Source organism: Streptomyces sp. NPDC007875 (assembly GCF_042868035.1).
In the GTDB taxonomy this organism is placed as follows: domain Bacteria; phylum Actinomycetota; class Actinomycetes; order Streptomycetales; family Streptomycetaceae; genus Streptomyces; species Streptomyces antimycoticus.
In genome coordinates this window covers 92,457-116,295 of the sequence record NZ_JBIADZ010000026.1, presented here as the reverse complement: position 1 = coordinate 116,295, position 23,839 = coordinate 92,457, and the positions used below count along the sequence as shown (strand labels likewise).

The following is a 23,839-nucleotide window of genomic DNA, read 5'->3' as shown; positions in this document are numbered from 1 at the left end:
CGGCACCGATGAATGCCGGGCGGGCGCCCACACCGATGCCGCGTTCAGCGCGGCACACAGCTTTGCCACAAGGTTTTTCCACCAAGCAGGAGATAGGTGAGCAGCATGTTGCGCGGGTCCAGCGACTCAGGCGAGTCCGGAATCCAGGCTGGGCCGGATTGCGGCGAGAGCCCAGGCGAACTTCCTTCACTCGCACCGGACTTCAGGGAACTGCCGGACCTCGAACAGCGCAGGGTCCTGTTCGACCTGGTACACGCACACGTCGCCGCGGCGCTGCGGTCCGAGTCACCGCGCACCCTCGACGCGGAGAGCTCGTTCCTCGACCTGGGGCTGGACTCGCTCGCGGCGGTCAATCTGCACCGCGGGCTGGTCGCCGCCACCGGGCTCACCCTCGATGTGTCGCTCGCCTACGACTATCCGACGCCCAGTGAGCTGGTGGACCACCTCCACCGGAAGATCTTCCCCGTCGCCGGGGATGAGACCGCTCCCGCGCGTGCCGTCGTGGGCTCGGACGACCCCATCGCGATCGTCGGAATGAGCTGCCGCTTCCCCGGCGGCGTCAACAGCCCCGAGGACCTGTGGAAGGTGGTCTCCGAGGGCGTGGACGCCATCACCCCGTTCCCCACCGACCGTGGCTGGGACCTGGAGGCGCTCTACAGCCCGGACCCGGACCAGCCCGGCACCAGCTACGCCACCGAGGGCGGGTTCATCCACGACGCCCCCGAGTTCGACGCGGAGTTCTTCGGCATATCGCCCCGCGAGGCGCTGGCCATGGACCCGCAGCAGCGGCTGCTGCTGGAGACCAGCTGGGAGGTCTTCGAGCGGGCCGGTATCGATGTCACCAAGCTGAGGGGGAGCCGGACCGCCGTCTTCACCGGCGCGGAGCACCACGACTACGGACCCCACCTCCAGAGCACCAAGAGCGGCCTCGAGGGCTATGCGCTGACCGGCATCGCGGGCAGCGTCGCCTCCGGGCGCATCGCCTACACCTTCGGCTTCGAGGGCCCGGCGTGGACCGTGGACACCGCGTGCTCCTCGTCGCTGGTCTCCCTGCACCAGGCGGCGCACTCGCTGCGCCAGGGCGAGTGCGATCTCGCGCTCGCCACCGGTGTCGCCACGATGCCGACCCCGGGTGACTTCATCCTCTTCAGCCGCCAGCGCGGGCTCTCCTCCAACGGGCGCTGCAAGGCGTTCGGCGCCGAGGCCGACGGCACCTCGTGGGCCGAGGGCGTCGGCGTCCTGCTGGTGGAGCGGCTCTCGGACGCCCGGCGCAACGGCCATGAGGTGCTGGCCATCGTGCGTGGCACCGCCGTCAACCAGGACGGCGCTTCCAACGGTCTGACCGCCCCCAACGGGCGCTCCCAGCAGCGCGTCATCCGGCAGGCACTGGCCAACGCCGAGCTGACCGCGGACCAGATCGACGTGGTCGAGGCGCACGGCACCGGCACCTCGCTCGGTGACCCCATCGAGGCGCAGGCGCTGATGGCCACCTACGGCGAGAGCCGCCCCGAGGGGCAGCCGGTCTGGCTGGGGTCCCTCAAGTCGAACATCGGCCACACCCAGGCGGCGGCCGGTGCGGGTGCCGTCATCAAGATGGTGATGGCCATGCGCCACGGCATCATGCCCAAGACGCTGCACGTGGAGGTGCCGACCCCGCACGTGGACTGGTCGTCGGGCGGCGTCGCGCTCCTGGCCGAGCAGCGCGCGTGGCCGGAGAACGGGCAGCCGCGCCGTGCCGGTATCTCCTCGTTCGGCATGAGCGGCACCAACGCACACGCCATCATCGAGCAGGCCCCGCCGCAGGATCCCGTCTCCGCGACCGACGACGCCGACATCGAGGAGACGGCGTCCCAGCCCATCTCGTGGCTGGTGTCCGCCAGGAGCGAGGAGGCGCTGCGGGCGCAGGCCGCGCGGCTGCGCGAGCACGTGGTGCGCGACCGCGACGCGAAGCCGGTCGACGTCGGATGGTCGTCCGCCGTGACGCGTGCCGCACTGGAGCAGCGGGCCGTGGTGGTGGCCTCCGACCGGGACGGGCTGCTGCGGGGACTCGCGGCGCTCGCCGAGGACACCGACGCACCGGGCCTGGTGCTGGGCAGGTCCAGGGCGCAGCGGGTGGCGTTCCTGTTCACCGGCCAGGGCGCCCAGCGGATGGGCATGGGCCGCGAACTCTACGAGACCTACCCGCTGTTCGCCGACGTATTCGACGAGGCGTGCGACTATCTGGAGGTACGCCTCGGCACCTCCGTGCTCGACGTGGTGTTCGGCCCCGAGGACGACGCCGCCGACGCCGGGAGCGCGTCCGGTGACCAGCTGAACCAGACGATGTTCACCCAGGCCGGGCTGTTCGCCTTCGAGGTGGCCCTGTTCCGCCTGCTGGAGTCCTGGGGCGTGCGCCCCGACTTCCTGATGGGGCACTCGGTGGGCGAGATCGCGGCCGCACACGTCGCCGGGGTGCTGTCCCTGGAGGACGCGTGCGCCCTGGTGGCGGCCCGTGGGCGGCTGATGCAGGAACTGCCCGAGGGCGGCGCCATGGTGGCCGTCCAGGCGTCGGAGCAGGAGGTCCTCGAGAGCCTGAAGGGCCGCGAGGACCAGGTGTCGCTGGCGGCGCTCAACGGTCCCACCTCGGTGGTGCTCTCGGGCGACGAGGCCGCGGTGCTCGAACTCGCCGGCCACTGGGAGGCGCAGGGCCGCAAGACCAAGCGGCTGCGGGTGAGCCACGCGTTCCACTCCCCCCGGATGGACGCCATGCTGGAGGAGTTCCGCCAGCTCGCCGACTGCCTGTCGTACTCGGCTCCGGCGATCCCGGTCATCTCCAACGTCACCGGCGATGTCGCCGGCGCCGAACTGGCCACCGCCGAGTACTGGGTCCGCCATGTGCGGGAAGCCGTCCGCTTCGACGACGGCATGCGCTGCCTCGCGGCCCAGGGAGTGACGACCTGCGTGGAGCTCGGCCCCGACGCCGTGCTGACCGCGATGGGCCAGGACTGCCTGGACGCCATCGACGCCGACGCGGCGTTCGTGCCCCTGGCCCGGTCCGGGCGCGCTGAAGCGCAGACGCTGGCGGAGGCCGTCGCCACCCTGTACACCAACGGCGTCGGCGTGGACTGGAACGCGGTGTACGCCGGGCGCGGCGCCCGCCGGGTCAGCCTGCCGACCTACGCCTTCCAGCACAAGCGGTACTGGCTCGAGGCGGGCGGCGCCGTGACCGGCGATGCCCGCAGCGTCGGGCTCGGCAGGGTGGACCACCCGCTGCTCGGCGGCCTCACCGAACTGGCCGACGGCGAGCGCACGGTGCTGACGGGGCGCCTCTCCCTGCAGACGCACCCCTGGCTCGCCGACCACGCCGTGGCCGGCGGAGTGCTCTTCCCCGGCACCGGATTCGTGGAACTGGGCCTGCTCGCGGGCACCGAGACCGGGGCCGGACGGCTCGGCGAACTCACCCTCGAGACGCCGCTGCTCCTGCCGGAGCAGGGCGGTGTCCGGATCCAGCTCGTGGTCGGGCCCACGGATGAGTCCGGGGTACGGCCGCTCGGCGTGTACTCGCGCTCCGACAGCGACGAGCCGGGCGAGGAGTGGGTGCGCCACGCCCAGGGCGTCCTCGAGGCGGACAGCGGCGCCGCGGTCACCGACAGCCTGCTGCAGTGGCCCGTCCCGGGCGCCGAGCAGGTGCCGATGGAGGGCTTCTACGAGGGCCTGGCCCAGGTCGGTTACGGATACGGGCCGGTCTTCCAGGGGCTGGAGTCGGTCTGGCGGCTGGACGGCGATGTCTTCGCCGAGGTGGCGTTGCCGGACTCGGCGGCCCAGGAAGCCGGACGGTTCGGCCTGCATCCCGCCCTGCTGGACGCCGCCCTGCACGCCATGGAGATGGGCGACTTCGGCGGCGAGAGCGGGCGGGTGACGCTGCCGTTCTCCTTCACCGGGGTGACCCTGCACGCGGTGGGCGCCGGACGGGTGCGGGTGCGGCTGCGCCCGCAGGGCAAGGACACGGTCGCGCTGCTGGTGACCGACGCCACGGGTGAGCCCGTCGCCTCGGTGGAGTCACTGGTGGTGCGCGAGGTGGCGCCCGAGCGGTTCGCCTCGGGTCCGCGCTCCACCGGTGGTGACGGAACGCTGTTCCGGGCCAACTGGGATGTGTTCCCCGCCGCGCGGGGCGGCGGCCTGACCGTGGACGGTGTGTCCGCGGCGGTCATCGGCGCCGACCGGGCGCGGGCGGGCGAGCTGCTCGCCGCCTCCGGCGTCGAGTACGCCGAGTACGCCGGGACGGACGAGCTCCTCGCCGCCATCGACGAGGGTGCCGCGCTGCCGGACGTGGTCTGGGCCTGGTGCGGCGCCGCGCCGGACACCGAGGACATCGCCGACGCCGCGCGGAAGTCGACCCACCGGGCGCTGGCCCTGGTGCAGTCCTGGCTGGCGGAGGACCGGTTCGAGGGGTCCCGGCTGGTGGTGGTGACCAGCGACGCGGTCGCGACCGGTCCGGGCGAGGGCGTCGCCGGACTGTCCGACGCCGCCGTATGGGGACTGGTGCGCTCGGCGGCCACCGAGAACCCGGGCCGGCTCGTGCTGGTGGACGTCGACCGCCACGCCGAGTCGGCCACCGCGGCCGCCGGCGTGGTGACGGCCGCGATCGCGGCGGGCGAGCGCGAGGTGGCGCTCCGGGTGGGCCAGGGACTGATTCCCCGGCTCGCCAGGAACGCCGCCGGGCGGGTGCTCGAGGCCCCCGCCGGCACCCCGGCGTGGAAGCTGGGCACCAGCGGCGGAGGCACTCTGGACAACCTCTCGCTGCAGCCCGACCCGGCGGCCGAGGCGCCGCTGGCTCCCGGGTACGTCCGGATCGCGGTGCGCGCCGCCGGTCTGAACTTCCGGGACGCCCTGATCGCCATCGGCATGTACCCCGACGACCACGCCACCATGGGCGGCGAGGGCGCCGGTGTGGTCCTGGAGGTCGGCCCGGGAGTGACCGACCTGGCACCCGGTGACCGGGTCATGGGCATGATCAACGCATCGTTCGGGCCCATCGCGGTCGCCGATCGGCGGCAGATCGTCCCCATGCCGCGCGGCTGGACGTTCGCGCAGGGCGCGTCGGTGCCGGTGGTCTTCCTGACGGCCTACATCGGCCTGGTGGAACTCGGCAAGCTGCAGCCGGGCGAGTCCATCCTCGTGCACACCGCCACCGGTGGTGTGGGCATGGCGGCCGTGCAACTCGCGCGCCACCTCGGCGCCGAGGTGTACGCCACGGCGAGCCCCGGCAAGTGGGACACCCTGCGGGCGATGGGATTCGACGAGAAGCACATCGCCTCGTCGCGTGACCTGGAGTTCGAGCGGCGCTTCATGGAGGCGTCCGGCGGCCGGGGCATGGACATGGTCCTGGACTCGCTCGCCCGCGAGTTCGTCGACGCCTCCCTGCGGCTGATGCCCAGGGGCGGGCGCTTCCTGGAGATGGGCAAGATCGACGTGCGCGACCCCGAGGTCGTCGCCGCCGAGCACCCCGGGGTGAAGTACGAGGCATACGACCTGGTCGTCGCCGACTACGACTGGGTCCAGCGGATGCTGGTCGACCTGGTCGCCCTCTTCGACCGCGGCGCGCTGCACCCCCTCCCGCTGACGGCGTGGGACGTGCGCCGGGCCCCGGACGCGATACGGCACATCAGCCAGGCCCGGCATATCGGCAAGAACGTGTTCACCATGTCCCACGCCCTGGACCCCGAGGGTTCGGTGCTGGTGACCGGTGGCACCGGCGGCCTGGGCAGCGAAGTGGCGCGCCATCTGGTGGCCGAGTACGGGGTGCGCAACCTGGTACTGGTCTCCCGGCGCGGGCCGGACGCGGCGGGCGCCGCCGACCTCAAGGCCGAACTGGCCGAGGCGGGCGCGTCGGTGACGCTGGCGGCCTGCGACGTGGCCGACCGCGCGTCGCTGGAGCGGGTGCTGTCCGCGGTGCCCGCCGAGCACCCGCTGACCGCGGTCGTGCACGCGGCGGGCGTTCTCGACGACGGTGTCATCGACACCCTGTCGCCGAAGCGGATCGACGCGGTCTTCGAGCCGAAGGTCGACGCGGCGTGGAATCTGCACGAGCTGACCCGCCATCTGGACCTGGCGGAGTTCGTGATGTTCTCGTCCGTCGCCGGTGTGTTCGGCAGCCCGGGACAGGGCAACTACGCCGCGGCCAACGCGTTCCTGGACGCGCTCGCCGCACACCGGCGCACCCTCGGTCTCCCCGCCGTATCGCTGGCCTGGGGTCCGTGGGAGCAGGGCGGCGGCATGACCGGCACGCTCAGCCAGGCGGACATGGTGCGCATGGCGCGCGAGGGCATGGCGGCCCTGTCCATGGCGGGCGGTCTGCGTCTGCTGGACGCCGGCCGGACGGGCGAGGACGCCCTGCTGGTGCCGATGCGGCTGGAGACCTCGACGCTCAGCGGCCAGGCCGACATCCCCACTCTGTTGCGCGGTGTGGTCCGGGTGCGGAGCAAGGCGGCGGCCGACGGCAAGGCGGCCGCTCCCGAATCGGCCAAGGTGAAGCTGGCCGGTCTCTCCGGAGCCGAACTCGACCGTGCGCTGCTGGACCTGGTGCGCGGCAGTGCGGCGATGGTGCTGGGGCACAGCGGTGCCCAGTCCATCGAGCCCGACCGCTCGTTCCAGAACCTCGGGTTCGACTCACTGGCGGGCGTGGAGTTCCGCAACCGGCTGAACTCGGCCACCGGGCTCCGCCTCCCCTCCACGCTGATCTTCGACAACCCCACGCCGGCGGCGCTCGCCGAGTACCTGCGTGGACGAGTGGCGACGGACAGCCCGGCCGAGCCGGACGTCGATCCGGAAGAGGCCAGGATCCGTGCCGTTCTGGCGTCGATTCCGCTGGAGCGCCTGCGCCGCGCCGGTCTGCTGGACACGCTCACGGAGCTGGCGAGCGGCAAGGAGCAGGCCGAGAAGGACGCCGAGGAGAAGGAGACGGACTCCATTGACGCGATGGACGACGACGACCTGATCGACATGATGCTCGGAGATCTCGACTCCTGATGCAGGCCGAGTCCCCCCGGAGACCTCCGGGGGGACTCGCACTCTCGGGCAACGTCCGCCCTCGTCGCGGGTGTTCCTCACCCCAAGAGCTTCAAGAAGAAGAAAGGCACAGTGAAACCCGATGACCGCAAAGCTCTTTACGACGGAAGCGGTGCACACGCTTCCCGAGTTCGAGCAGCGGGCCCTGGGCATCGCCGACGCGCTCCGCGAGCGTGGCGTCAGCGACGGCACCCGGGTCATGCTGAAGGCGGGCAACTCCGCCGGTTACGTGGGGGCCCTCCTCGCCCTGATGCACGTCGGCGCTTCGATCGTCATGGTCGACCACCAGGAGCGGGCGGAGGCGACACAGCGCATCTGTGACCGGGCCGGCGTCAAGATATGCGTGGTCGACGACGACACCCCGATGCCCGAGAGCGGCCCGGCCCGGGTCACCGTCTACGAGCTGCTCGTGGCGGCCATGGAGCAGTCCCCCGCCGAGCGGCGGCTTTCCTTCGACACCTGGTGCGAGCTGCCCGACGGCCTGATCATGTGGTCCTCCGGGTCCACCGGAGAGCCCAAGGGCGTCGTCAAGACCGGGGCGAAGTTCCTGAAGAACCTGGAGCGCAACGCCGAGCAGGTGGGCCACCGCTCCGACGACGTCCTGCTGCCGCTGCTGCCCTTCTCCCACCAGTACGGGCTGTCCATGGTGCTCATCGCCTGGCTGGTCAAGTGCTCGCTGGTCATCGCGCCCTACCGGCGTCTGGACCGGGCGATGACCATGGCGGGCACCTGCGGGGCGACGGTGGTCGACGCCACCCCGGCCAGCTACCGCAGCATGCTCAACATGATCGGCCGTAAGCCCGCCCTGGCGGACGAGCTGTCCGGTGTCCGCATGTTCTGCAGCGGGGCGGCCCCGCTGGACCCCGGCCTGGTCGGCGACTACGTCAAGAAGTTCGGGCTGCCCCTGCTGGACAGCTACGGCAGCACCGAGGCCGGAAACGTGGCCTTCGCGACCGAGGACAACGTCGTCGCCTGCGGGCGGGCCGTCCAGGGTCTGAAGCTGCGGATCGTGGACGACGAGGGCGCAGCCCTCCCCTCGGGCGAGGTCGGGGAGATCCAGGTCCACTCGCCCGACCTGATGGAGGGCTACCTGGCGGACGACGGCACAGTGGCCCCGGTCGACCCGGCCAAGACCGACTGGTACCCCACCGGCGACTTCGGCTACCTCGACAGCGGGGACAACCTCTTCGTCCTCGGCCGGAAGTCCGCGGTGCACCGCAACGGCCACACGCTCTACCCCGAGATCATCGAGCACAAGCTGGCCGCGGGCGGCTGTCTCGTCAAGGTCGTGCCCGTCCCCGACGAGCAGCGCGGTTGCCAGCTGGTCTTCTTCGTGGAGGACGAGCAGCAGCGGGAGTCGCGGTTCTGGCGGGAGCCGATCAGCTCCCTGCTGCCCGCCTTCGAGCACCCCAACCGCATTCACGTCCTGGAGCGATTCCCCCTGAACCGCAACGGCAAGCCCGACAAGCGACAACTCGAGCAGCTGGCTCTCGACCTGGCACCCGGAGCGAACGCATGACAGAGCCACAGGCGACCGAGCCCCAGACCACCGAGTCCCAGGCAACGGAGTCACAGCCGGGCCGCACGGCGTTCGTCTTCCCCGGGATGGGGCCCTTCCGCTTTACCGACGTGGGCGAGTTCCTGCTGACCAACCCCCATGCCCGGCGCCGGCTCGCGATCGCCGACGAGGTGGTGGGGTACTCGGTGTTCGACCGGTACCGCCAGTCGGACGGCGACGAGGAGGGGCAGTACGCCGCCCACACCCAGATCGCCTTCCTGACCGTCTGTCTCTCCCTCGCCGACTGGGCGGAGGAGACGCTGGGAGAGAAGCCCGAGCTGTGCGCCGGACCGAGCTTCGGCCAGCGGGCCGCGGTGACCTACGCGGGGTCCCTGCCGTTCGAGGAGACCGTGCGGCTCACCGCCGAGCTGGCCCGCTGCGAGGAGGAGTACTTCGCGCAGGAGCACCGTGAAGCGGTCACCCACTGCGTGATCCACACCCCCGAGGAGAGCCTCCGCAAGGCGCTGGGCGAACTGGACGACGAGGGGGAGTGGCACGACGTCTCCGGCCACATCGACCAGGGCTTCTACCTCGTGTCCCTGCGCGAGCCCGTGCTCGACCGGTTCAAGAAGCGGATCGGCGACCTCGGCGGCTACAACATGTACACGATGTGGCCGCCGGTCCACGCCCCCTCGTTCGGCGCCCTGCGCCGCAAGGCGGAGGAGGAGGTCTTCGGCAGCTTCGAGCTGGCCGACCCCAAGCTCCCGGTCGTCTCCGACCAGAACGGCGCGCTGCTGACCGAGGCGGAGGGGGTGCGCACCATGCTGCTCGACACCTTCAACTGCCCGATCCGCTGGCCGGACATGGTCGAGACGATGCGGGAGCACGGCATCACCAAGGTCTGCATCTCGGGTCCGGACAACCTCTTCGGCCGGGTGAACAGCACCGGGGAGAACTTCGAGGTCCTGGCCATCGACGCCCGCAAGGCGATGCGCCCGCGCGTCCGTCAGAGGAGTGCTCGCCGGGCGCGGCGGTGACGGCCGTTCCGCCCCCGGCCACGGCCGGCCCCGGATCGTCCTCCGCCGTCTGATGGAGGCGCTGCTCTCGGGCAGCGCCCAGCCGGCGGTCGTCGTCCGGGGCACCGCCTCCCCTTCAAATTGACTGATCGATCTCGAAAGGTTAGTGTGCCGGTATGGCACGGAGGAAGGAATTCGACCCCGAGGCCGCGCTGGACGCCGCGATGCGGCTGTTCTGGCGCAATGGCTACGAGGGGACGTCCACCAGCGACCTGGTGGATGGCCTGGGAATCGCGCGGGCAAGTCTGTACGGGACCTTCGGGTCCAAGCGCGGACTGTATCTGGCCGCGCTCGACCGCTTTCTCTCCGGCGCCGCGGCGCCGAGCCCGGCCGACATCCTGGCGTCGCGTGCGTCCGCCCTGGATGCCGTCCGGGATCTGCTGGAGACCAGCGCGGCGGACCCGAAACCGGGCACGCCCCAGGGCTGCTTCGCGGTCAACGCCACGGTGGAGCACGGGGATTCCGACCCCGAGATCTCGCGGCGCCTGGAGGGCAACCGAAGCCGCCTCGAGACCGCACTCTACGGCGCGCTGCTGAGGGCCCGCGCGCAGGGCGAGCTGGCGCCCGGCGTCGATCCGAGTTCGGCGGCGACCATGCTGGCCTCGCTCAACAGCGGCCTGAAGGTGCTGTCGTGTGCGGGCGAGGGCCAGCGTGACCGCATCACCACCACGGTCGACACCGTCATGGCGATGCTGACCTCCCCGACGGCCGCCGTCACCGACTGACGGCGGCGATCCGCGACCGCGCCGACGCGCAAGACACCCACGCCTTTGGGTGCCTTGTGTTTGCCCTAATTCAAGACTAATCAGTCCCGAATCATGGAGGGCTCATGCTTTTCGACCATCGTGGAGAACCTGTCCGCACCGGCCGCGCCCCCGTCAACGGCACCAAGCTCCATTACCGAACGGCCGGCTCCGGTCCGGTGGTGGTACTGCTGCACGGAGTGCCCAAGACCGGCTATCACTGGCGGCATCTGGTCCCGAAGCTGACGGCACGGCACACCGTCGTCGTGCCGGACCTCCGTGGTCTGGGCGACTCGGCCCGTCCCGCGGACGGATTCGACTGCGCCACCATGAGCGACGACATCGCCGCGCTCATGGCCCACCTCGGGCATGCGTCCTACACCGTGATGGGGGAGGACTGGGGAGCGGTGGTCGCCTATCAGCTCGCTGCCCGGCACCGTGACCACGTCGAGGCCCTGGTGTTCGCCGAGGCGCTGCTGCCCGGCTTCGGCTTCGAGGACCACGCCGCCCTGACCCACGAGAATGTCTCGGGCGGGATGTTCCTGTGGCATCTGGGCTTCTATTTCCAGCCGGACGTACCCGAGATGCTGATCGCCGGGCATGAGCGCGAACTCATCACGTACATGCTCAAGGATGAGCGCAGCTACCCCGACACCGCCACCGCCGACGCGATCGACGAGTATGTGCGCTGCTACTCGATGCCCGGTGGTATCCGCTCGATGCTGGCGATCTACCGGGCGATGCTCGTCGACGCCGAACAGAACCGGCAAGCGGCGCGCACGATGCTGGACATCCCGGTGCTGGCGCTCGGCGGCAACGCGTTCATCGGCGACCGGAACGAGACCCAGATGCGGCTGCTCGCCCACGACGTCACCGGCCATGTCTTCCGGGCCGGACACGACCTCGCCGAAGAGGTGCCGGAGGAGGTGGCCGATGTCCTGCTGCCGTTCCTGGCCGACCGGCTCACCTGACCCGAGTCGCGGACGTGGCCGGGGCCGGCCCTCCGCCTCCGTGGTCTCTTGTGGTGACTCGGGGCCTGTAGGAGAGTGGCCCCATGGGCACCAAGCAATACACGGGCTCGCCCGAGGACGCCGATCTGATGCGCGCGGACTCCTTGGCGCGGGAGATCTTCGCGGATGTCGCCAACAAGTGGGCGTTCCTGATCATCGAGTTCCTCGGTGAACGCACCCTGCGCTTCAGCGAGTTGCGGAACGAGGTCGAGGGCATCAGCCACAAGATGCTCACCCAGAACCTGCGCATGCTGGAGCGCAACGGCCTGGTCGGGCGGAAGGTGCACCCCACCGTGCCGCCCCGGGTCGAGTACACCCTCACCGAGGCGGGCCGGGCCCTGCGCGCGACGGTCGATGGCATGTGCGGCTGGACCCACACCTACCTCGGCCATATCGAGGACTCCCGCCGCCGCTTCGACGCCTGACCGGGGGAGCACTCACTGGGACCGCGCGGTGGCCCCGCCTCCTGCGGGGCCACCGCGCGGCCACGTCAGTCGAGGACCGCGGTGGCTTCGATCTCGACCAGATGCTCGGGGACGTCCAGCGCCGCGACCCCCAGCAGTGTCCCCGGCGGGACCGGGGTGACCCCCAGTTTTGCGGCCGCCCGTGCCGCCCCTTCCAGGAACAGGGGCATCTTGTCGGGCGTCCAGTCGACGACGTAGACGGTCAGTTTCGCCACATCGTCGAAGGAGCCGCCGACCTCGGCCAGGGCGATGCCGATGTTGAGGTAGCACCGCTCGACCTGAGCGGCGAGGTCGCCTTCGCCGACCGTGACCCCATCGGCGTCCCAAGCGACCTGCCCGGCGATATGGACCAGCCTCGACCCGGTCGCGACCGACACCTGCCGGTACACCTCGATCTCCGGCAATTCGCCGGGGTTCACCAGGGTGATGGCCATGTGCTGCCTGCCTTCTCGTCATGGGAGCCCACGGGCTCGCTTCCGGAGAGCCCAAGCGTGTGCGCTCTCCCTTGGTTACTCGGAAACCGTAGGAGAGTGGCCGCCGACATGGAAGAACGCACTTTCCGGTGACTGGGGAACCTTTTGGTGACCGAGTAGCCCAGGGGCTCGCGTACCGGTTCCGCGGCCGCCCGGCCTTCCGGGTTTGTCATGTACGGGCTACAGTTCTCGACAAGTGGGAGCGCTCCCAAGCTCTCGATCGTCCTGACCAGTCGAAGGATCCGCCATGACCCCCACACCACGCCGCGCCCTGGCCGCCGCCGCGGTGGCCGTGGCGCTGGCGCTGACCGCCCCGGCCGCGCCACGGGCCTCGGCACAACCGGCGGCCTGCGCCGCCAATGGCTTCTGCGAGGACTTCGAGTCCCAGACCGGCACCACCCCCGCGGGCCGCTGGACCACGGCCGTCGCCAACTGCTCGGGCACCGGCACCGCCACCGTGGACACCACGACGGCTCACGGCGGCACCACGTCGGTGCGGATCACCGGCAAGGCGGGATACTGCAACCACGCCTTCGTCGGCACCTCGCTGTCCGGTCTGCCGTCCGGCGGCGACCTGTACGGACGCTTCTGGGTCCGTCACACCACCGCGTTGCCCGCCCAGCACGTCACGTTCGCCGCCTTGCGCGACGCCAACGACAACGGCAGGGACCTGCGCATGGGCGGTCAGAACAAGGCGTTGCAGTGGAACCGCGAGTCGGACGACGCCACCCTCCCCGCCCAGAGCCCGGCGGGCGTCGCCCTCAGCACTCCGCTGCCTGCCGACACCTGGACCTGTCTGGAGTTCCGCCTCGACCGGACCGCGGGCCGCCTGGACACCTGGGTGAACGGGGGGCTCGTCACCGGCCTGGTGGTGGACGGCACCCCGACCCAGGACGTCGACCAGCAGTGGCTGAGCCGGGGCGGGTGGCGGCCCGCCCCGGGCGATCTGCGGCTGGGCTGGGAGAGTTACGGCGAGGGTGACGACACTCTCTGGTACGACGACGTGGCCGTCGGCACCTCCCGGATCGGCTGCTGAGCCACTGTCAGGGGCGGCGCCGGGCAACCGGGCCGGGGAGAAGGGCCGGAAGCCGGCCCGGGCGACCGGATCAGGGGTTCAGGGGGAAGCTGACCGACCGGGACTTCTTCCACTCCTCGTGCTCCAGGTTCTTGGCCTCGGTGCCGTCGCCGTACAGGTCGGCCGCGCCGCTGTCGGTGATGACCTGGGCCCGGGCGCCGGGGGCCGCGAGGTCGGGCACGTCCACCACGATCTCCCAGCCGCCCGGGTCGGCGGTCGGCAGGTCGAGCCGCTTGACCGGCTGGTGTCCGGCGACGCCGTCCCAGGAGTAGAGCGCGTACGGGGCGCTGTTGTCCTCGGCCGCCCAGGAGCCGGCCACGATCAGGTACTGGCCCTTGTCGTTGCGGCGGATGTCGCGCACGCTCAGGCCTCCGAGGTCGAGGGTGATCGGGGCGCCGAAGGTGGCGTGGGTGTCCTTGTCGCTGCCGGACCGGGCCAGCTCGTCGGCATTGGTGACCGGGACCAGCAGCGCCTTGCCGCCGTCGGCGGGCGGCACCAGCGGCGCCCGGAAGCCGAGGTACGCGGTGGAGCCGGAGCCGGGCGCGAACTCCAGGCCCTCGACGTTGAATCCGTCGATCTGCTTGGGCACCTGGCCGTCCGCGGTGCCCTTGGCGAAGCCGAGCCGGTCACCGTTGGCCTTGTCCCAGTCCACCAGGTCCTCGCGCAGGCCCTGGTACGAGCCGCCGACCTCGAGCTCGGTGTCGGCGCCCGAACCGGAGACGGTGGTGGTGAAGAGGGTGAAACGGTCCTCCTTCGGCTCACCGTCCTTGTTGTTGCCCAGCGAGCCGGTCCAGTAGATGGTGTCGCCGACGCGGGCCGCGGCCTCGATGTCGATCTCCTTGTCGACATCGAGGTCGGAGCTGACGTCCCAGGTGCGCACCGGCGCGCCGGACGCGTCGCGGCGGTACAGGCGCAGGACGTTGGACTCGTCGTCGGCGACGACCAGGTAGCCGTCGCCGACGTCCACGGCGGCGGAGGAGTCGCTGGAGCCGGTCAGGTAGCGGGTGTCGGCGGCGTCCCCCACGGCGCCGGAGGCGGCGTAGTGCAGGGTGGTGGTGGCGCTCTTGCCGCCGAGGCCGTTCACCTCGAGGGTGAGGTCGGTGTAGCCCTTGCCGCGTGCCCGTACGGCCACCTCGCGGGTGGCGCCGGTGCCGGTCACCGTGACGTCCCCGGTCTCGGCGACCGAGCCGTGGGTGGTGGCGGTCGCGGACACGGTGAGCGCGTCCGCGTCGGCGCCGCCCTGGCCGACCTTCACGGTCACCGTCGGGTCGCCGGTGGCGCCGACGGCGCCGGACAGGTAGGAGGTGGCCGGCTTGATGGTCGGCGTGCCGTAGTCCGCGTTCCCGGCCACCGCGGAGGCCGGGAGAGCGGCCAGCGTCGTGGCGCCGGCCATCAGCGCCAGCGCCGCGGCGTGGACGACCCGGCGGGTACGGCGCGGGGGAGCGGCATGGAACGGGACCATCGTGAGCAACCCTTCGTCAGCTGCGGGGCCGGTCGGCGGACCGGCACACCGCCCTGACGATGGATCATTTACATGGCGGGTGCATGAACGATTCCCGAACACGAACCACTTCCGGCCCAGGGGGCCGTCGCCGTCAGCAGACGCCGTCGCCCGGCTTCGGGTTCCCGAGCCCGAAGAGCGGCCGCAGCTTCAGCCCGGCCCAGGTGCCGAGGAGGGCGAAGCCGCCCCAGACCCAGCCGTGCAGGCTGCCGGAGGCGATGCCCGCGAGGTAGGCGCCGATGTTGCAGCCGCCCGCCAGCCGGGCACCGATGCCCATCAGCACCCCGCCGAGCACCGCCGCGGTCGCCGTCCGCCACGGCACGCCGCGGTGCAGGGTCCAGGTGCCGCCGAGCGCCGCGGCGAGGGCCGCGCCGATCATGATGCCGATGTCGGTGAGACTGGTCTTGTCGGCGAGCACCGGACCGGCGAGCATCTCCTTGTTTCCGGGCTGCTGCCACCAGCTCCAGCTCTCCGGGTGGCCGCCGAGCGCTCGCACCAGCTCCGAGCCCCACAGGCTGAAGGCACTGGTGACACCCCATGCGCCGCCCGAGACGAGCAGCACCCCGGCGCCCAGCACGGCCAGCGCCAGGGCGCCGACCGCCAGCGGCCAGGAGCCGCGCAGGACACGGGCGGCGGCACCGCGCGCGGAGGGCACCGCACCGATCGGCGGCGGGTTGCGGCGGGCCTGGACGCTACGGCTGACCAGGGCGATGGCGGCGAGCACGAGGATCGTCACCGCCCAGGAGCCGAACCAGCCGATGTGGTCCGCCATGACGACCGGCTCCAGCGACGGCAGGTCCTTCCACAGGTCGAACTGCCAGGCGGCCAGGGTCGCACCGCCGATGAAGCCGCCGAGCGTGAGCACGATCGACGTCTGTCCCGAGCCGACCGCGAAGAGGGTTCCGGAGGCGCAGGCCCCACCGAGCTGCATACCAACGGCGAAGACGAACGAGCCGATCAGCAGCCCGAAGCCCAGCGGCCCGCCCGAGGGCGCCGGTATGGATCCGAACAGCCCGGTCTTCGTGCCGATGAGCAGGGCGAAGAGCGTGGCCGTGGTGCCCAGCAGCAGGGTGTGGGCGCGCAGGCCGGTGCCGTTGCCGACGGCGACCAGTTGCCGCCAGGCGGAGGTGAAGCCGAAGCGGGAGTGGAAGAGGGCGATTCCCAGGGCGAGGCCGAGCAGCAGCAGAACGCCGGGCTTGGCCCCGTGGGCGGACCAGACATACGCGGTCAGCGCCGCGCCGAGCAGCCCGGACACGGCGAGCGGCACCCGGCGCACCGGCGGCGCGGCGGGCGCCTCCGGCCGGGGCACGGAGGTGGGTGAGGGGGACAGCAGCGCGGGTGTCTTCGCTGCCTCGGCGGGCGGGGCGGTGGTCACGTGCGGACTCCGGGAGACGTTCGGGAGGGGGATCACACTGGGCGGGCGGGCCCGACCGGGCGGCGCGGCGCCGGGCGGCGGCGCGCGGTGGGGAAACCGGCCGAATTCCGGCTCAGCGGCGACAGAGGCTGTCGTCGACGCACCACGCCGAGTTCGCGAACAGCGCGAGACACAGCGGATGGGCGGGTGCGGACATGTACTCGAGGATATGGTCCGGATTTCAAAAACTGGACCCTGGTCTCACCATGTGATCTGTGGAGTCAGCCACAGACGGCGGATCCTGAGGTGGTCAGTGCCCTGCCGGTGCCAGATGTGCGCGCTCTCCCTGGGCGCCGAACAGGGTGAGCACCTCCGCGGGCCGGCTGTCGGCGCTGCCGATCCAGTGCGGTATGCGGGTGTCGAACTCCGCCGCCTCGCCGGCCCCGAGCCGGAACTCCTGCTCGCCGAGCACAAACCTGGCGTGTCCGTCGAGGACGTAGAACCACTCGTATCCCTCGTGGGTCTGCAGCTTCATCGTGGGTGACCGGCCGGCGGGCGGATAGATCACCTTGTACGCCTGGATACCGCCGGCCCGCCTGGTCAGCGGCACCATCACCAGCCCGGATCGCCGCACCGGTCGCAAGTGGATGCGCGGGTCGCCGGTGGGCGGCGCCGCGACGAGATCGTCGAGCGGGACGCCGTGCGCCCGGGCCAGCGGCAGCAGCTGCTCCAGCGTGGGGCGGAGCTTGCCGTTCTCGAGGCGGGACAGGGTGCTCGCCGTGAGGCCGGTCTCGTTCGCCAGCGCCGCCAGCGTGGCGCTCCGCGCCCGGCGCAGGGCACGCAGCCGCGGTCCCACTCCGGCCAGAACGTCTTCCGCGGGGTTGTTGTCCATGGCCCGATGATGCGGATCCGCAACTTTTCTTGCAAGAGCGAAATGGCGGCGTCGAGGCTGTCGGTACATCACCGGCGTCGAAGGCGCGTATCGGATCGCGCTCGGCACGCCGGCCGACGAAGGGCGACTCAGATGGATTCCACGCAAGGCCGACGACTCACCGCCCACGCCGGGGATCAGGGCACGGCGGACGCGGACGCCGAGCAGTTCTGGGAGCGGCACTACGGCACCCGGCGCGACTGGGACGCACATGTCAACCCGCTGCTCGCCGAGACCGCCGCACCGCTGCGCCCCGGCGCCGCCCTGGATCTGGGCTGCGGCCCCGGCGGCGACGCCATCTGGCTGGCCCAGCAGGGCTGGCACGTCACCGCCGTGGACATCTCCACCACGGCCGTCGAACGGGTGCGGGAGCGCGCCCGCGATCTTGGCGTCGGGGACCGGGTCGCCACCGAACAACACGATCTGGCCGGCAGCTTCCCGGCCGGCCAGTTCGATCTCATCTCCGCCCAGTACTTCCACACCCCGTTCTCGCTGCCCCGCAGCCGAGTCCTGCGTACCGCCGCAGGGGCGCTGCGCCCTGGCGGTCTGCTGCTGATCGTCGACCACGGCTCCACCGCGCCCTGGTCGTGGAACCAGGACCCCGACATCCACTACCCCACGCCCACCGAGGTCGCCGCCGAACTCGATCTCGACCCCGCGCACTGGTCCGTGCTGCGCGCCGAGATGCCCCGCCGCCAGGCCACCGGACCCGCTGGTGAGACCGCCACCGTCATCGACAACGTCCTGCTCGTCCAGCGGCGCGACCACCGGATGGCCGCCTGAACCACACGACTTCACGACGCACAGGAGTGACTCGATGCAAGAAAGAAGTGCCCAGCGGTCCCGGACTCGGACGAAGGAAACCGGACCTCCGGCGACCGGCCCGGATGAGAAGGCCACCCTGCGGGGCTTCCTCGACTATCTGCGGAACTCGGTCGCGGACAAGGTCGCGGGCTTACCGGAACCGCAGGTCCGAACGGGCGGAGTGCCCTCGGGCACCAGCCTTCTCGGACTGCTCAAGCATCTGGCGTTCGTCGAGCGGTTCTACTTCCTCGGCGAGGATGCCGACGACTGGCCCGCGACCATGCGGCCGTCCGCGCAGGACACCGTCGACGGCGTGCTCGCCGACTACCGCAAGACCGTCGAGCGAGCGAACCGGGTCATCGACGCCTGCCCCGATCTGGCTCTCCCCGCTCCGCGAGCCCCGCGCCGGGGGTCGGCACCGTCGATGCGCTGGGTCCTGGTGCACATGATCGAGGAGACCGGCCGGCACGCCGGCCACGCCGACATCCTCCGCGAGCAGATCGACGGATCCACCGGCCGCTGACACCGGCCACCGCCCAGGAGGGCCGATCTCGCAGCCCAGTTCGGCGGCGAAGCCGACGAGCCGGTGGAGGTCAGCCGTCGTCGCCCCGCTCGGCGGTATCCGCGAAACCGACGTACATCGAGTGGTGGAGCTCGGCGACATGGTCCCGGAGGAGACCGGCCGCCGAGGTGGCGTCCCGCGCGCCGAGCGCGGCCCGGATGGCCTTGTGCTGCTCGTTGCTGCTGCGGAGGTAGCCCATCGGGTACGGCAGGAAGTACGCGTACAGCTCTCCGGTGACCCGCTGGTACATCCCCAGGGCGGCGGACAGCCCGGCGCCCTCGGCGAGGGCCAGATGGAACCGCTGGTCGCTCGCGTGGAACTCGGCCCAGCTCTCGGCCGAGTCCATCTCCCGGATGCACTGATCGAGCCGGTCGAGCCCGGTCCGATCGAGCCGTTCGGCGGCCAGATGGGCGAAACCGGCCTCCAGCACGATGCGTTCGTCGATCAGCCGGTGGACCCGTTCGCTGTCCTCCCGGTACGCGGCGACCTGCGCCACGGTGCGGCGGCGGGGCCGCTCCGCGATGAAGGTGCCGCCCGTGCGCCCAGGTCGCCGCTCGACGACGCCTTCGCGCTCCAGGGTGCCGAAGGCCCGGCGGACGGTGATCTCGCCGACCCCGAGCGCCGCCGCCGTGGCCTGGACATTGGGCAGCCGCTCACCGGGCGCCAGCAGGCCCAGGTCGACCGCCAGGGAGATCCGGGCCCGAACGGTGTCGACGGCGCTGGTACGGCGGATCGCGGCGAGGGCGCTGCTGGTCAGGGCGCTCGGTGCGCCGGACGGTTCCTGGGTCGCCATGCCCTCAGGGTAGGGGGCTCGCGGCCTCCCCAGGGCCTCGCACGGGGGCCGCCGCTTTGCGGAACCGTGACCTCCGGGGGTTTACCTGATCAAAGTGAGCATGTTTTTATGGCTCGCATTCACCCCTGGACGCCCACTCCAAAGGCACTGATGAAGATCTCCGGACTGCAGACGGCGGGAACGCCCGGCGACGTCGACGCCAACCTCCAGGAACTGGACGCGGCGTGCCGCAGGGCCCGTGCGGAAGGCGCCGAACTGCTGATCACCACCGAGTTGTTCGTCACCGGTTACGACATCGGGGACGCCGTCCGGGACCTGGCCCGAACGGACCTGCTGTCACCGGCCCGGGAGATAGCCGCCTCCCACGGCATCGCGCTCGTCCTCGGAGCGCCCGAGTACGGCTCCGGCGCCTACTACAACAGCGCCTTCTTCATCGATGCGGCCGGAGCGATCCTCGGCCGGCACCGCAAGAACCATCTCTTCGGCGAGCTCGACCGCAGATACTTCACCCCGGGCGACCTGCCCGCCCCCGTCATCGACTACGAGGGCGTCCGGATCGCGATGCTGATCTGCTACGACGTGGAGTTCCCCGAGAACGTGCGGTCCGCCGCCCTCGCCGGCGCGGACCTCGTCGCGGTCCCGACCGCCCAGATGCAACCGTACGAGTTCATCGCCGAGCACCTGCTGAGGGTGCGCGCCTGGGAGAACCAGATCTACATCGCCTACGTCAACCATGACGGCGACGAGGGTTCACTGCGCTACGTCGGCCGCAGCTCCATCGTGAGCCCGTCGGCGACCGTGCTGGACAGCGTCGAACACGGCAACCGGCTGCTGTTCGCGACCGTGGAACCACACACGGTCCGGCAAGCGCGCAAGGCCAATCCGTACCTGGCCGACCTCCGGCCAGACCTCTTCACCCCGTCCGCCCGCGCCACCAAGGACCCGTCATGCTGACCGACTCCGATGCGCACGCATCCACCCGGCAACCGGCACACGCGAATCTGTCGGGGCGGCTCGGCACCGGTGCCATCGTCTTCATGGTGATCGCCGCCGCCGCGCCCCTGACGGTGGTCGGCGGCAATGTCCCGCTCGCCATCGCCGGTGGCCCCGGCGCCGGAGCCCCCGTCGGCTTCGCCCTCGCATCGATGGTCCTGCTGGTGTTCGCGGTCGGCTTCGTCACCATGACGCCCCACGTTCCGCAGGCCGGCGCCTTCTACGCCTACGCCACCCGTGGTCTGGGGGAGCGCGTCGGAGTGGGCACGGCCGCCGTCGCGCTCGTCGCGTACACGGCGATCCAGGTCGGCGTCTACGGCTACCTGGGCTGGGCGGTCAACGATGTCCTGCACACCTTCGGCGGGCCGACCCTGCCCTGGTGGGTGTGGGCGCTCGCGGCCCTGGGCATCGTGGCCCTCCTCGGCTACCGCCATATCGACCTCAGCTCCAAGGTCCTCGGTGTCGCACTCGTCCTGGAGATCGTGGTGGTGCTGGTCCTGGACGCGGGGATCTTCGCCCGGGGCGGCGCCCACGGTGTCAACGTCGAGTCGTTCACCCCGCATGCGGCGCTCTCCGGACCGCTGGGCGTGGCCGTGCTGTTCGCGATCACCGGATTCATCGGTTTCGAGGCCACCGCCGTCTTCCGGGACGAGGCCCGTGACCCGGAGCGGACCATACCCCGGGCCACCTACCTGGCCGTCCTGATCATCGGCGCCTTCTACACGCTGTCCTGCTGGGCGCTGGTCCTGGCGGCGGGCACCGACGACGCCTCGGCCGTGGCACAGAAGACCCTGGACAGCCAGGGCAACATGCTCATGGACACCGCCCAGACCTACGTCGGCACCGCGCTGCGGGACGTCATGCAGGTACTGCTGCTCAGCAGCCTCTTCGCCTGCGTGCTGTCCTTCCACAACGTCATCGCCCGCTACACCTTCACCCTCGCCCGCCAGGACCTCCTCCCCGCACGGCTGGGCACCGTCCACCCGCGCCACCACTCGCCGTCCGTCTCCTCGGTCGTCCAGACCGTCACCGCGCTGGTCCTGGTCGTCGCCTGCGCCGTCATCGGACTGGATCCGCTGGTGGGTGTCTTCGGCTCCATGGCGGGGTTGGCCACGGTGGGCATGATCCTGCTGATGCTCATCACGTCCATCGCCGTGGTCGTCTTCTTCGCGCGCAACGCCCAGCTCTCCGCGGGCAGGCCCTGGCAGACCCGGATCGCCCCGCTGCTGGCCGTGGCCGGACTGCTGACCGCGCTATGGCTGGTGTTCTCCAACTTCACCCTCGTCACCGGTGGTGGCGTGGGCGTGAGCATCGTCCTCGGCGTCATCCCCTTCCTCGCACTCATCGCCGGCCTGGTCCGAGGGGCTCACGGCTCGCGGGGGCGTAGGTGAGGCGCGGGCTCCGCCCGGCCGTCGTGACGGCCGGGCGGAGTGTCAGACCGCGGTGCGCTCCACGGGGATCCACAGCTCCGCGTCCGCCTGCGCCGCGTCCTGCGACAGCCGGGTGCGCAGAATCTCCGGACCCGGCCTGCTCTGGTACGGATTGGACGGGAACCACTGGGTGAAGACGTCCCGCCACAGGTACTGGAGCGCCCGCGGGAACGGCCCGGAGCTCTCGAAGACCGCCCATGTCCCCGCCGGGACGACGAGCTCGTCCAGGTCCTTCGGGGCGGCGGCTCCCGTCACCACCGCGTGGTAGTAGTCGAGTTCGGTGCCCTCCGCCCGGCTCGGGTCGAGGTTGTCGCTCACTCCCAGGATCCCCTCCGGCTCCTGATCGGACAGGGCGGAGATCCGCCCTATCGTCTCCTGGTCAATACCTCGGATGAACTCCGCGATCCGCGGATTGACCCCCTCATGGACGAGCGGGACCCGGACCTTCTTGCCGACCACATGGAATCGCTCCTTCTCCACGACCCGGTATCGCATGCTGCTGCTCCCTTCGACAACGAGGCGGAAGGACATCCGCGGTTGGGAGCGCAGTACGGCACCTGCCCGCCGGGCGTCGCCCGGCCCCACACCGTGCATGGCCCGGAACGCACGCGCGAACGCCTCGCCCGAGCCGTAGCCGTAGCGCACCGCGATCTCCAGGAGCGTCCGCTCCCCGGCGAGCACCTCGGCCCCCGCGATGGTGAGCCTCCTGCGCCGGATGTACTCCGACAGCGGGATCCCCGCCAGTGCGGAGAACAGCCGGCGGAAGTGGTACTCCGACGTCACCGCGATCCGCGCCAACTCGGCCGTCTCGATCCGCTGATCGAGATGCGACTCGATGTGTTCCAGGGCCTCGTTCAGCCGCTCCAGCACCTCGGTCTCCTTCCCTGACGCCCCTCACGTTAGGAAGTCCGCACCCTGCCGGACCCGACATCCTGTGCCCGCTCCGGTCGGGTGTGCCGGATCGCCCCGTACGCCCGTTCGGTCACCGTTTCATCACAACGACGACCCGGCTCTCCCACCCCGCCGCCCCGGCGCCGCATGATGCACCCCACCATCGACGCCCCTGGGAGACATATGCGCACCCGCACCCTCGAAGCCGCGGCCGTCATCGCGATCACCCTGCTGCTGACCGGCTGTTCCAGCGGTGGTGACGCGGGCGACAAGCGCAACCCGAGCGGCACCCCGGCCGCTGCCGAGAAAGCCGAGGTCACCCAGCGCTGTGTCGATGCCATCGCCGACCGGGCCGCAGCCCACAAGGGCGGAGCGGTCCGCTCCCACCCCGTCCCCGGGCCGTGCGCCCGGCTGTCGGACGCCGACTATCTGGACGCCTACATGGCGGGTCTCGAGCAGGCGCACCGTGTCGGGCAGAAGGCGTCTCAGGGCGAATCCGGCAAGGCGGCAGACGGCGCGGCGAACTGACCCGCCGCCCGGGACTCGGCCCGGGTCAGATGGTCGGCGCAGGAATCCCGTGCACTCGACCGCGAGCCGTCCGGGCACAGGACGTTCTCCCAGCTCGTGGTCGAGATGACGGCCTCCTGCAGCCGCGCGCCGCGGAGATCGGAGTCGGACACCGTGGCTCCGCCCAGATCGGCGCCGCGCAGATCGGCTTTGATGAGGCCGACATGGGTGAGGGACGCCGCCCGCAGGTCCGCGCTGTCCAGCTGTGCGCGATCGAAGCTGACGTCGGTGAGCAGGCCCCTGCCGAGCTTGACCTCGCTCAGATCGGCGCCGCGCAGGTCGACCTGCGAGAGGGTGGCGGAGGTGAGGTCGGCCCGGCGCAGGTCGGCGTTGCGCAGGTCGACGTTGTCCAGGGACACACCGGCCAGCCGCGCTTCGTAGAGGTTGCCGCTGCGCAGGTTCGCCTCGGACACCAGCCCGGTCAGTGTGGAGCGTTCGAGGTTGACGCACCGCATCTTCTTCTGCCACAGGTCGCCACCGGAGACGGTGCGGCTGGAGAGATCCCTGCCCGGACGGCCGGAGCAGCTCCGGCCGTGTCTGTCCTCCCCGCACCCGACGAGCAGGGCCGACGACAGGGCGGTCACGATGAGGCAGGAGAGCGAACGGGGCCAACGCGTGGTCATGGGC

General features: G+C 71.2%; 19 protein-coding genes. 12 read left to right on the top strand and 7 right to left on the bottom strand.

Annotated features, from left to right (window positions below):
* Positions 1-96: 96 nt before the first annotated feature.
* From ACFYOY_RS38080 to ACFYOY_RS38055, 6 genes are all read left to right on the top strand, one after another.
* Positions 97-7,008 (top strand): SDR family NAD(P)-dependent oxidoreductase, encoded by a 6,912-nt coding sequence (locus ACFYOY_RS38080; RefSeq protein ID WP_388592210.1) that lies wholly within the window; start codon positions 97-99, stop codon positions 7,006-7,008.
* Positions 7,009-7,129: 121 nt separating this feature from the next.
* Complete coding sequence (locus ACFYOY_RS38075; RefSeq protein WP_351901369.1) at positions 7,130-8,566, top strand: class I adenylate-forming enzyme family protein; 1,437 nt, start codon at positions 7,130-7,132, stop codon at positions 8,564-8,566.
* Positions 8,563-9,582, top strand: a complete 1,020-nt coding sequence (locus ACFYOY_RS38070; protein ID WP_351901371.1) for an ACP S-malonyltransferase — start codon at positions 8,563-8,565, stop codon at positions 9,580-9,582. Before ACFYOY_RS38075 ends, ACFYOY_RS38070 begins: the two co-directional genes overlap by 4 nt.
* 155 nt (positions 9,583-9,737) lie before the next feature.
* Positions 9,738-10,346 carry a TetR/AcrR family transcriptional regulator gene (locus tag ACFYOY_RS38065; protein ID WP_351901373.1) on the top strand — a complete coding sequence of 203 codons (609 nt, stop codon included), beginning with the start codon at positions 9,738-9,740 and terminating at the stop codon, positions 10,344-10,346.
* Positions 10,347-10,450: 104 nt separating this feature from the next.
* Complete coding sequence (locus ACFYOY_RS38060) at positions 10,451-11,335, top strand: alpha/beta fold hydrolase (protein WP_388592207.1); 885 nt, start codon at positions 10,451-10,453, stop codon at positions 11,333-11,335.
* Positions 11,336-11,418: 83 nt separating this feature from the next.
* On the top strand, positions 11,419-11,799 hold the full coding sequence (locus ACFYOY_RS38055; protein ID WP_351901377.1) for a helix-turn-helix domain-containing protein: 381 nt from the start codon (positions 11,419-11,421) through the stop codon (positions 11,797-11,799).
* Positions 11,800-11,864: 65 nt separating this feature from the next.
* On the opposite strand, the gene ACFYOY_RS38050 is transcribed toward ACFYOY_RS38055, so the two are convergent.
* The gene (locus tag ACFYOY_RS38050; RefSeq protein WP_388592205.1) at positions 11,865-12,272 is read right to left on the bottom strand and encodes a RidA family protein; all 408 of its coding nucleotides are present in this window, start codon (positions 12,270-12,272) and stop codon (positions 11,865-11,867) included.
* Positions 12,273-12,558: 286 nt separating this feature from the next.
* Here ACFYOY_RS38050 and ACFYOY_RS38045 point away from each other — a divergent pair, with 286 nt between their 5' ends.
* Positions 12,559-13,347 carry a hydrolase gene (locus ACFYOY_RS38045; RefSeq protein WP_388592203.1) on the top strand — a complete coding sequence of 263 codons (789 nt, stop codon included), beginning with the start codon at positions 12,559-12,561 and terminating at the stop codon, positions 13,345-13,347.
* Positions 13,348-13,417: 70 nt separating this feature from the next.
* Here the strand turns inward: ACFYOY_RS38045 and ACFYOY_RS38040 are convergent, their stop codons facing one another.
* From ACFYOY_RS38040 to ACFYOY_RS38030, 3 genes are all read right to left on the bottom strand, one after another.
* Positions 13,418-14,848: a DUF3616 domain-containing protein gene (locus ACFYOY_RS38040; protein WP_388592201.1), complete on the bottom strand. Its 1,431-nt coding sequence runs from the start codon at positions 14,846-14,848 to the stop codon at positions 13,418-13,420.
* Positions 14,849-14,981: 133 nt separating this feature from the next.
* Positions 14,982-16,262, bottom strand: a complete 1,281-nt coding sequence (locus ACFYOY_RS38035; protein ID WP_351901385.1) for a YeeE/YedE family protein — start codon at positions 16,260-16,262, stop codon at positions 14,982-14,984.
* Positions 16,263-16,551: 289 nt separating this feature from the next.
* The gene (locus tag ACFYOY_RS38030; protein ID WP_351901387.1) at positions 16,552-17,133 is read right to left on the bottom strand and encodes an XRE family transcriptional regulator; all 582 of its coding nucleotides are present in this window, start codon (positions 17,131-17,133) and stop codon (positions 16,552-16,554) included.
* 132 nt (positions 17,134-17,265) lie between these two features.
* On the opposite strand from ACFYOY_RS38030, the gene ACFYOY_RS38025 reads away from it, so the two are divergent.
* Together ACFYOY_RS38025 and ACFYOY_RS38020 are read left to right on the top strand one after the other, a co-directional pair.
* Complete coding sequence (locus ACFYOY_RS38025) at positions 17,266-17,955, top strand: class I SAM-dependent methyltransferase (RefSeq protein ID WP_388592198.1); 690 nt, start codon at positions 17,266-17,268, stop codon at positions 17,953-17,955.
* Between the two features lie 34 nt (positions 17,956-17,989).
* Entirely contained in the window at positions 17,990-18,499 is a 510-nt protein-coding gene (locus tag ACFYOY_RS38020; RefSeq protein WP_388592197.1) for a DinB family protein, read from the top strand.
* A gap of 70 nt (positions 18,500-18,569) precedes the next feature.
* Here ACFYOY_RS38020 and ACFYOY_RS38015 read toward each other — a convergent pair whose 3' ends face one another.
* Positions 18,570-19,331, bottom strand: coding sequence for an FCD domain-containing protein (locus ACFYOY_RS38015; protein ID WP_351901393.1), 762 nt, complete (start codon positions 19,329-19,331; stop codon positions 18,570-18,572).
* A 150-nt stretch (positions 19,332-19,481) separates the two neighbouring features.
* Here ACFYOY_RS38015 and ACFYOY_RS38010 point away from each other — a divergent pair, with 150 nt between their 5' ends.
* Both ACFYOY_RS38010 and ACFYOY_RS38005 read left to right on the top strand, forming a co-directional pair.
* Positions 19,482-20,285 (top strand): carbon-nitrogen hydrolase family protein, encoded by an 804-nt coding sequence (locus tag ACFYOY_RS38010; protein ID WP_388592195.1) that lies wholly within the window; start codon positions 19,482-19,484, stop codon positions 20,283-20,285.
* The gene (locus ACFYOY_RS38005) at positions 20,279-21,715 is read left to right on the top strand and encodes an APC family permease (RefSeq protein WP_351901397.1); all 1,437 of its coding nucleotides are present in this window, start codon (positions 20,279-20,281) and stop codon (positions 21,713-21,715) included. Before ACFYOY_RS38010 ends, ACFYOY_RS38005 begins: the two co-directional genes overlap by 7 nt.
* Before the next feature lie 42 nt (positions 21,716-21,757).
* Here ACFYOY_RS38005 and ACFYOY_RS38000 read toward each other — a convergent pair whose 3' ends face one another.
* Positions 21,758-22,624, bottom strand: a complete 867-nt coding sequence (locus tag ACFYOY_RS38000) for an AraC family transcriptional regulator (RefSeq protein ID WP_351901399.1) — start codon at positions 22,622-22,624, stop codon at positions 21,758-21,760.
* A 204-nt stretch (positions 22,625-22,828) separates the two neighbouring features.
* Here ACFYOY_RS38000 and ACFYOY_RS37995 point away from each other — a divergent pair, with 204 nt between their 5' ends.
* The gene (locus tag ACFYOY_RS37995) at positions 22,829-23,173 is read left to right on the top strand and encodes a hypothetical protein (RefSeq protein WP_351901401.1); all 345 of its coding nucleotides are present in this window, start codon (positions 22,829-22,831) and stop codon (positions 23,171-23,173) included.
* Here ACFYOY_RS37995 and ACFYOY_RS37990 read toward each other — a convergent pair.
* Positions 23,131-23,835 (bottom strand): pentapeptide repeat-containing protein, encoded by a 705-nt coding sequence (locus ACFYOY_RS37990; protein WP_388592192.1) that lies wholly within the window; start codon positions 23,833-23,835, stop codon positions 23,131-23,133. The genes ACFYOY_RS37995 and ACFYOY_RS37990 overlap by 43 nt on opposite strands.
* Positions 23,836-23,839: the final 4 nt, after the last annotated feature.

Coding starts and splice junctions, on each gene's coding strand:
- ACFYOY_RS38075 (WP_351901369.1), top strand. CDS start 7,130: ATGACCGCAAAGCTCTTTACGACGGAAGCGGTGCACACGCTTCCCGAG.
- ACFYOY_RS38070 (WP_351901371.1), top strand. CDS start 8,563: ATGACAGAGCCACAGGCGACCGAGCCCCAGACCACCGAGTCCCAGGCA.
- ACFYOY_RS38065 (WP_351901373.1), top strand. CDS start 9,738: ATGGCACGGAGGAAGGAATTCGACCCCGAGGCCGCGCTGGACGCCGCG.
- ACFYOY_RS38060 (WP_388592207.1), top strand. CDS start 10,451: ATGCTTTTCGACCATCGTGGAGAACCTGTCCGCACCGGCCGCGCCCCC.
- ACFYOY_RS38055 (WP_351901377.1), top strand. CDS start 11,419: ATGGGCACCAAGCAATACACGGGCTCGCCCGAGGACGCCGATCTGATG.
- ACFYOY_RS38050 (WP_388592205.1), bottom strand. CDS start 12,272: ATGGCCATCACCCTGGTGAACCCCGGCGAATTGCCGGAGATCGAGGTG.
- ACFYOY_RS38045 (WP_388592203.1), top strand. CDS start 12,559: ATGACCCCCACACCACGCCGCGCCCTGGCCGCCGCCGCGGTGGCCGTG.
- ACFYOY_RS38040 (WP_388592201.1), bottom strand. CDS start 14,848: ATGGTCCCGTTCCATGCCGCTCCCCCGCGCCGTACCCGCCGGGTCGTC.
- ACFYOY_RS38030 (WP_351901387.1), bottom strand. CDS start 17,133: ATGGACAACAACCCCGCGGAAGACGTTCTGGCCGGAGTGGGACCGCGG.
- ACFYOY_RS38025 (WP_388592198.1), top strand. CDS start 17,266: ATGGATTCCACGCAAGGCCGACGACTCACCGCCCACGCCGGGGATCAG.
- ACFYOY_RS38020 (WP_388592197.1), top strand. CDS start 17,990: ATGCAAGAAAGAAGTGCCCAGCGGTCCCGGACTCGGACGAAGGAAACC.
- ACFYOY_RS38015 (WP_351901393.1), bottom strand. CDS start 19,331: ATGGCGACCCAGGAACCGTCCGGCGCACCGAGCGCCCTGACCAGCAGC.
- ACFYOY_RS38010 (WP_388592195.1), top strand. CDS start 19,482: ATGAAGATCTCCGGACTGCAGACGGCGGGAACGCCCGGCGACGTCGAC.
- ACFYOY_RS38005 (WP_351901397.1), top strand. CDS start 20,279: ATGCTGACCGACTCCGATGCGCACGCATCCACCCGGCAACCGGCACAC.
- ACFYOY_RS37995 (WP_351901401.1), top strand. CDS start 22,829: ATGCGCACCCGCACCCTCGAAGCCGCGGCCGTCATCGCGATCACCCTG.
- ACFYOY_RS37990 (WP_388592192.1), bottom strand. CDS start 23,835: ATGACCACGCGTTGGCCCCGTTCGCTCTCCTGCCTCATCGTGACCGCC.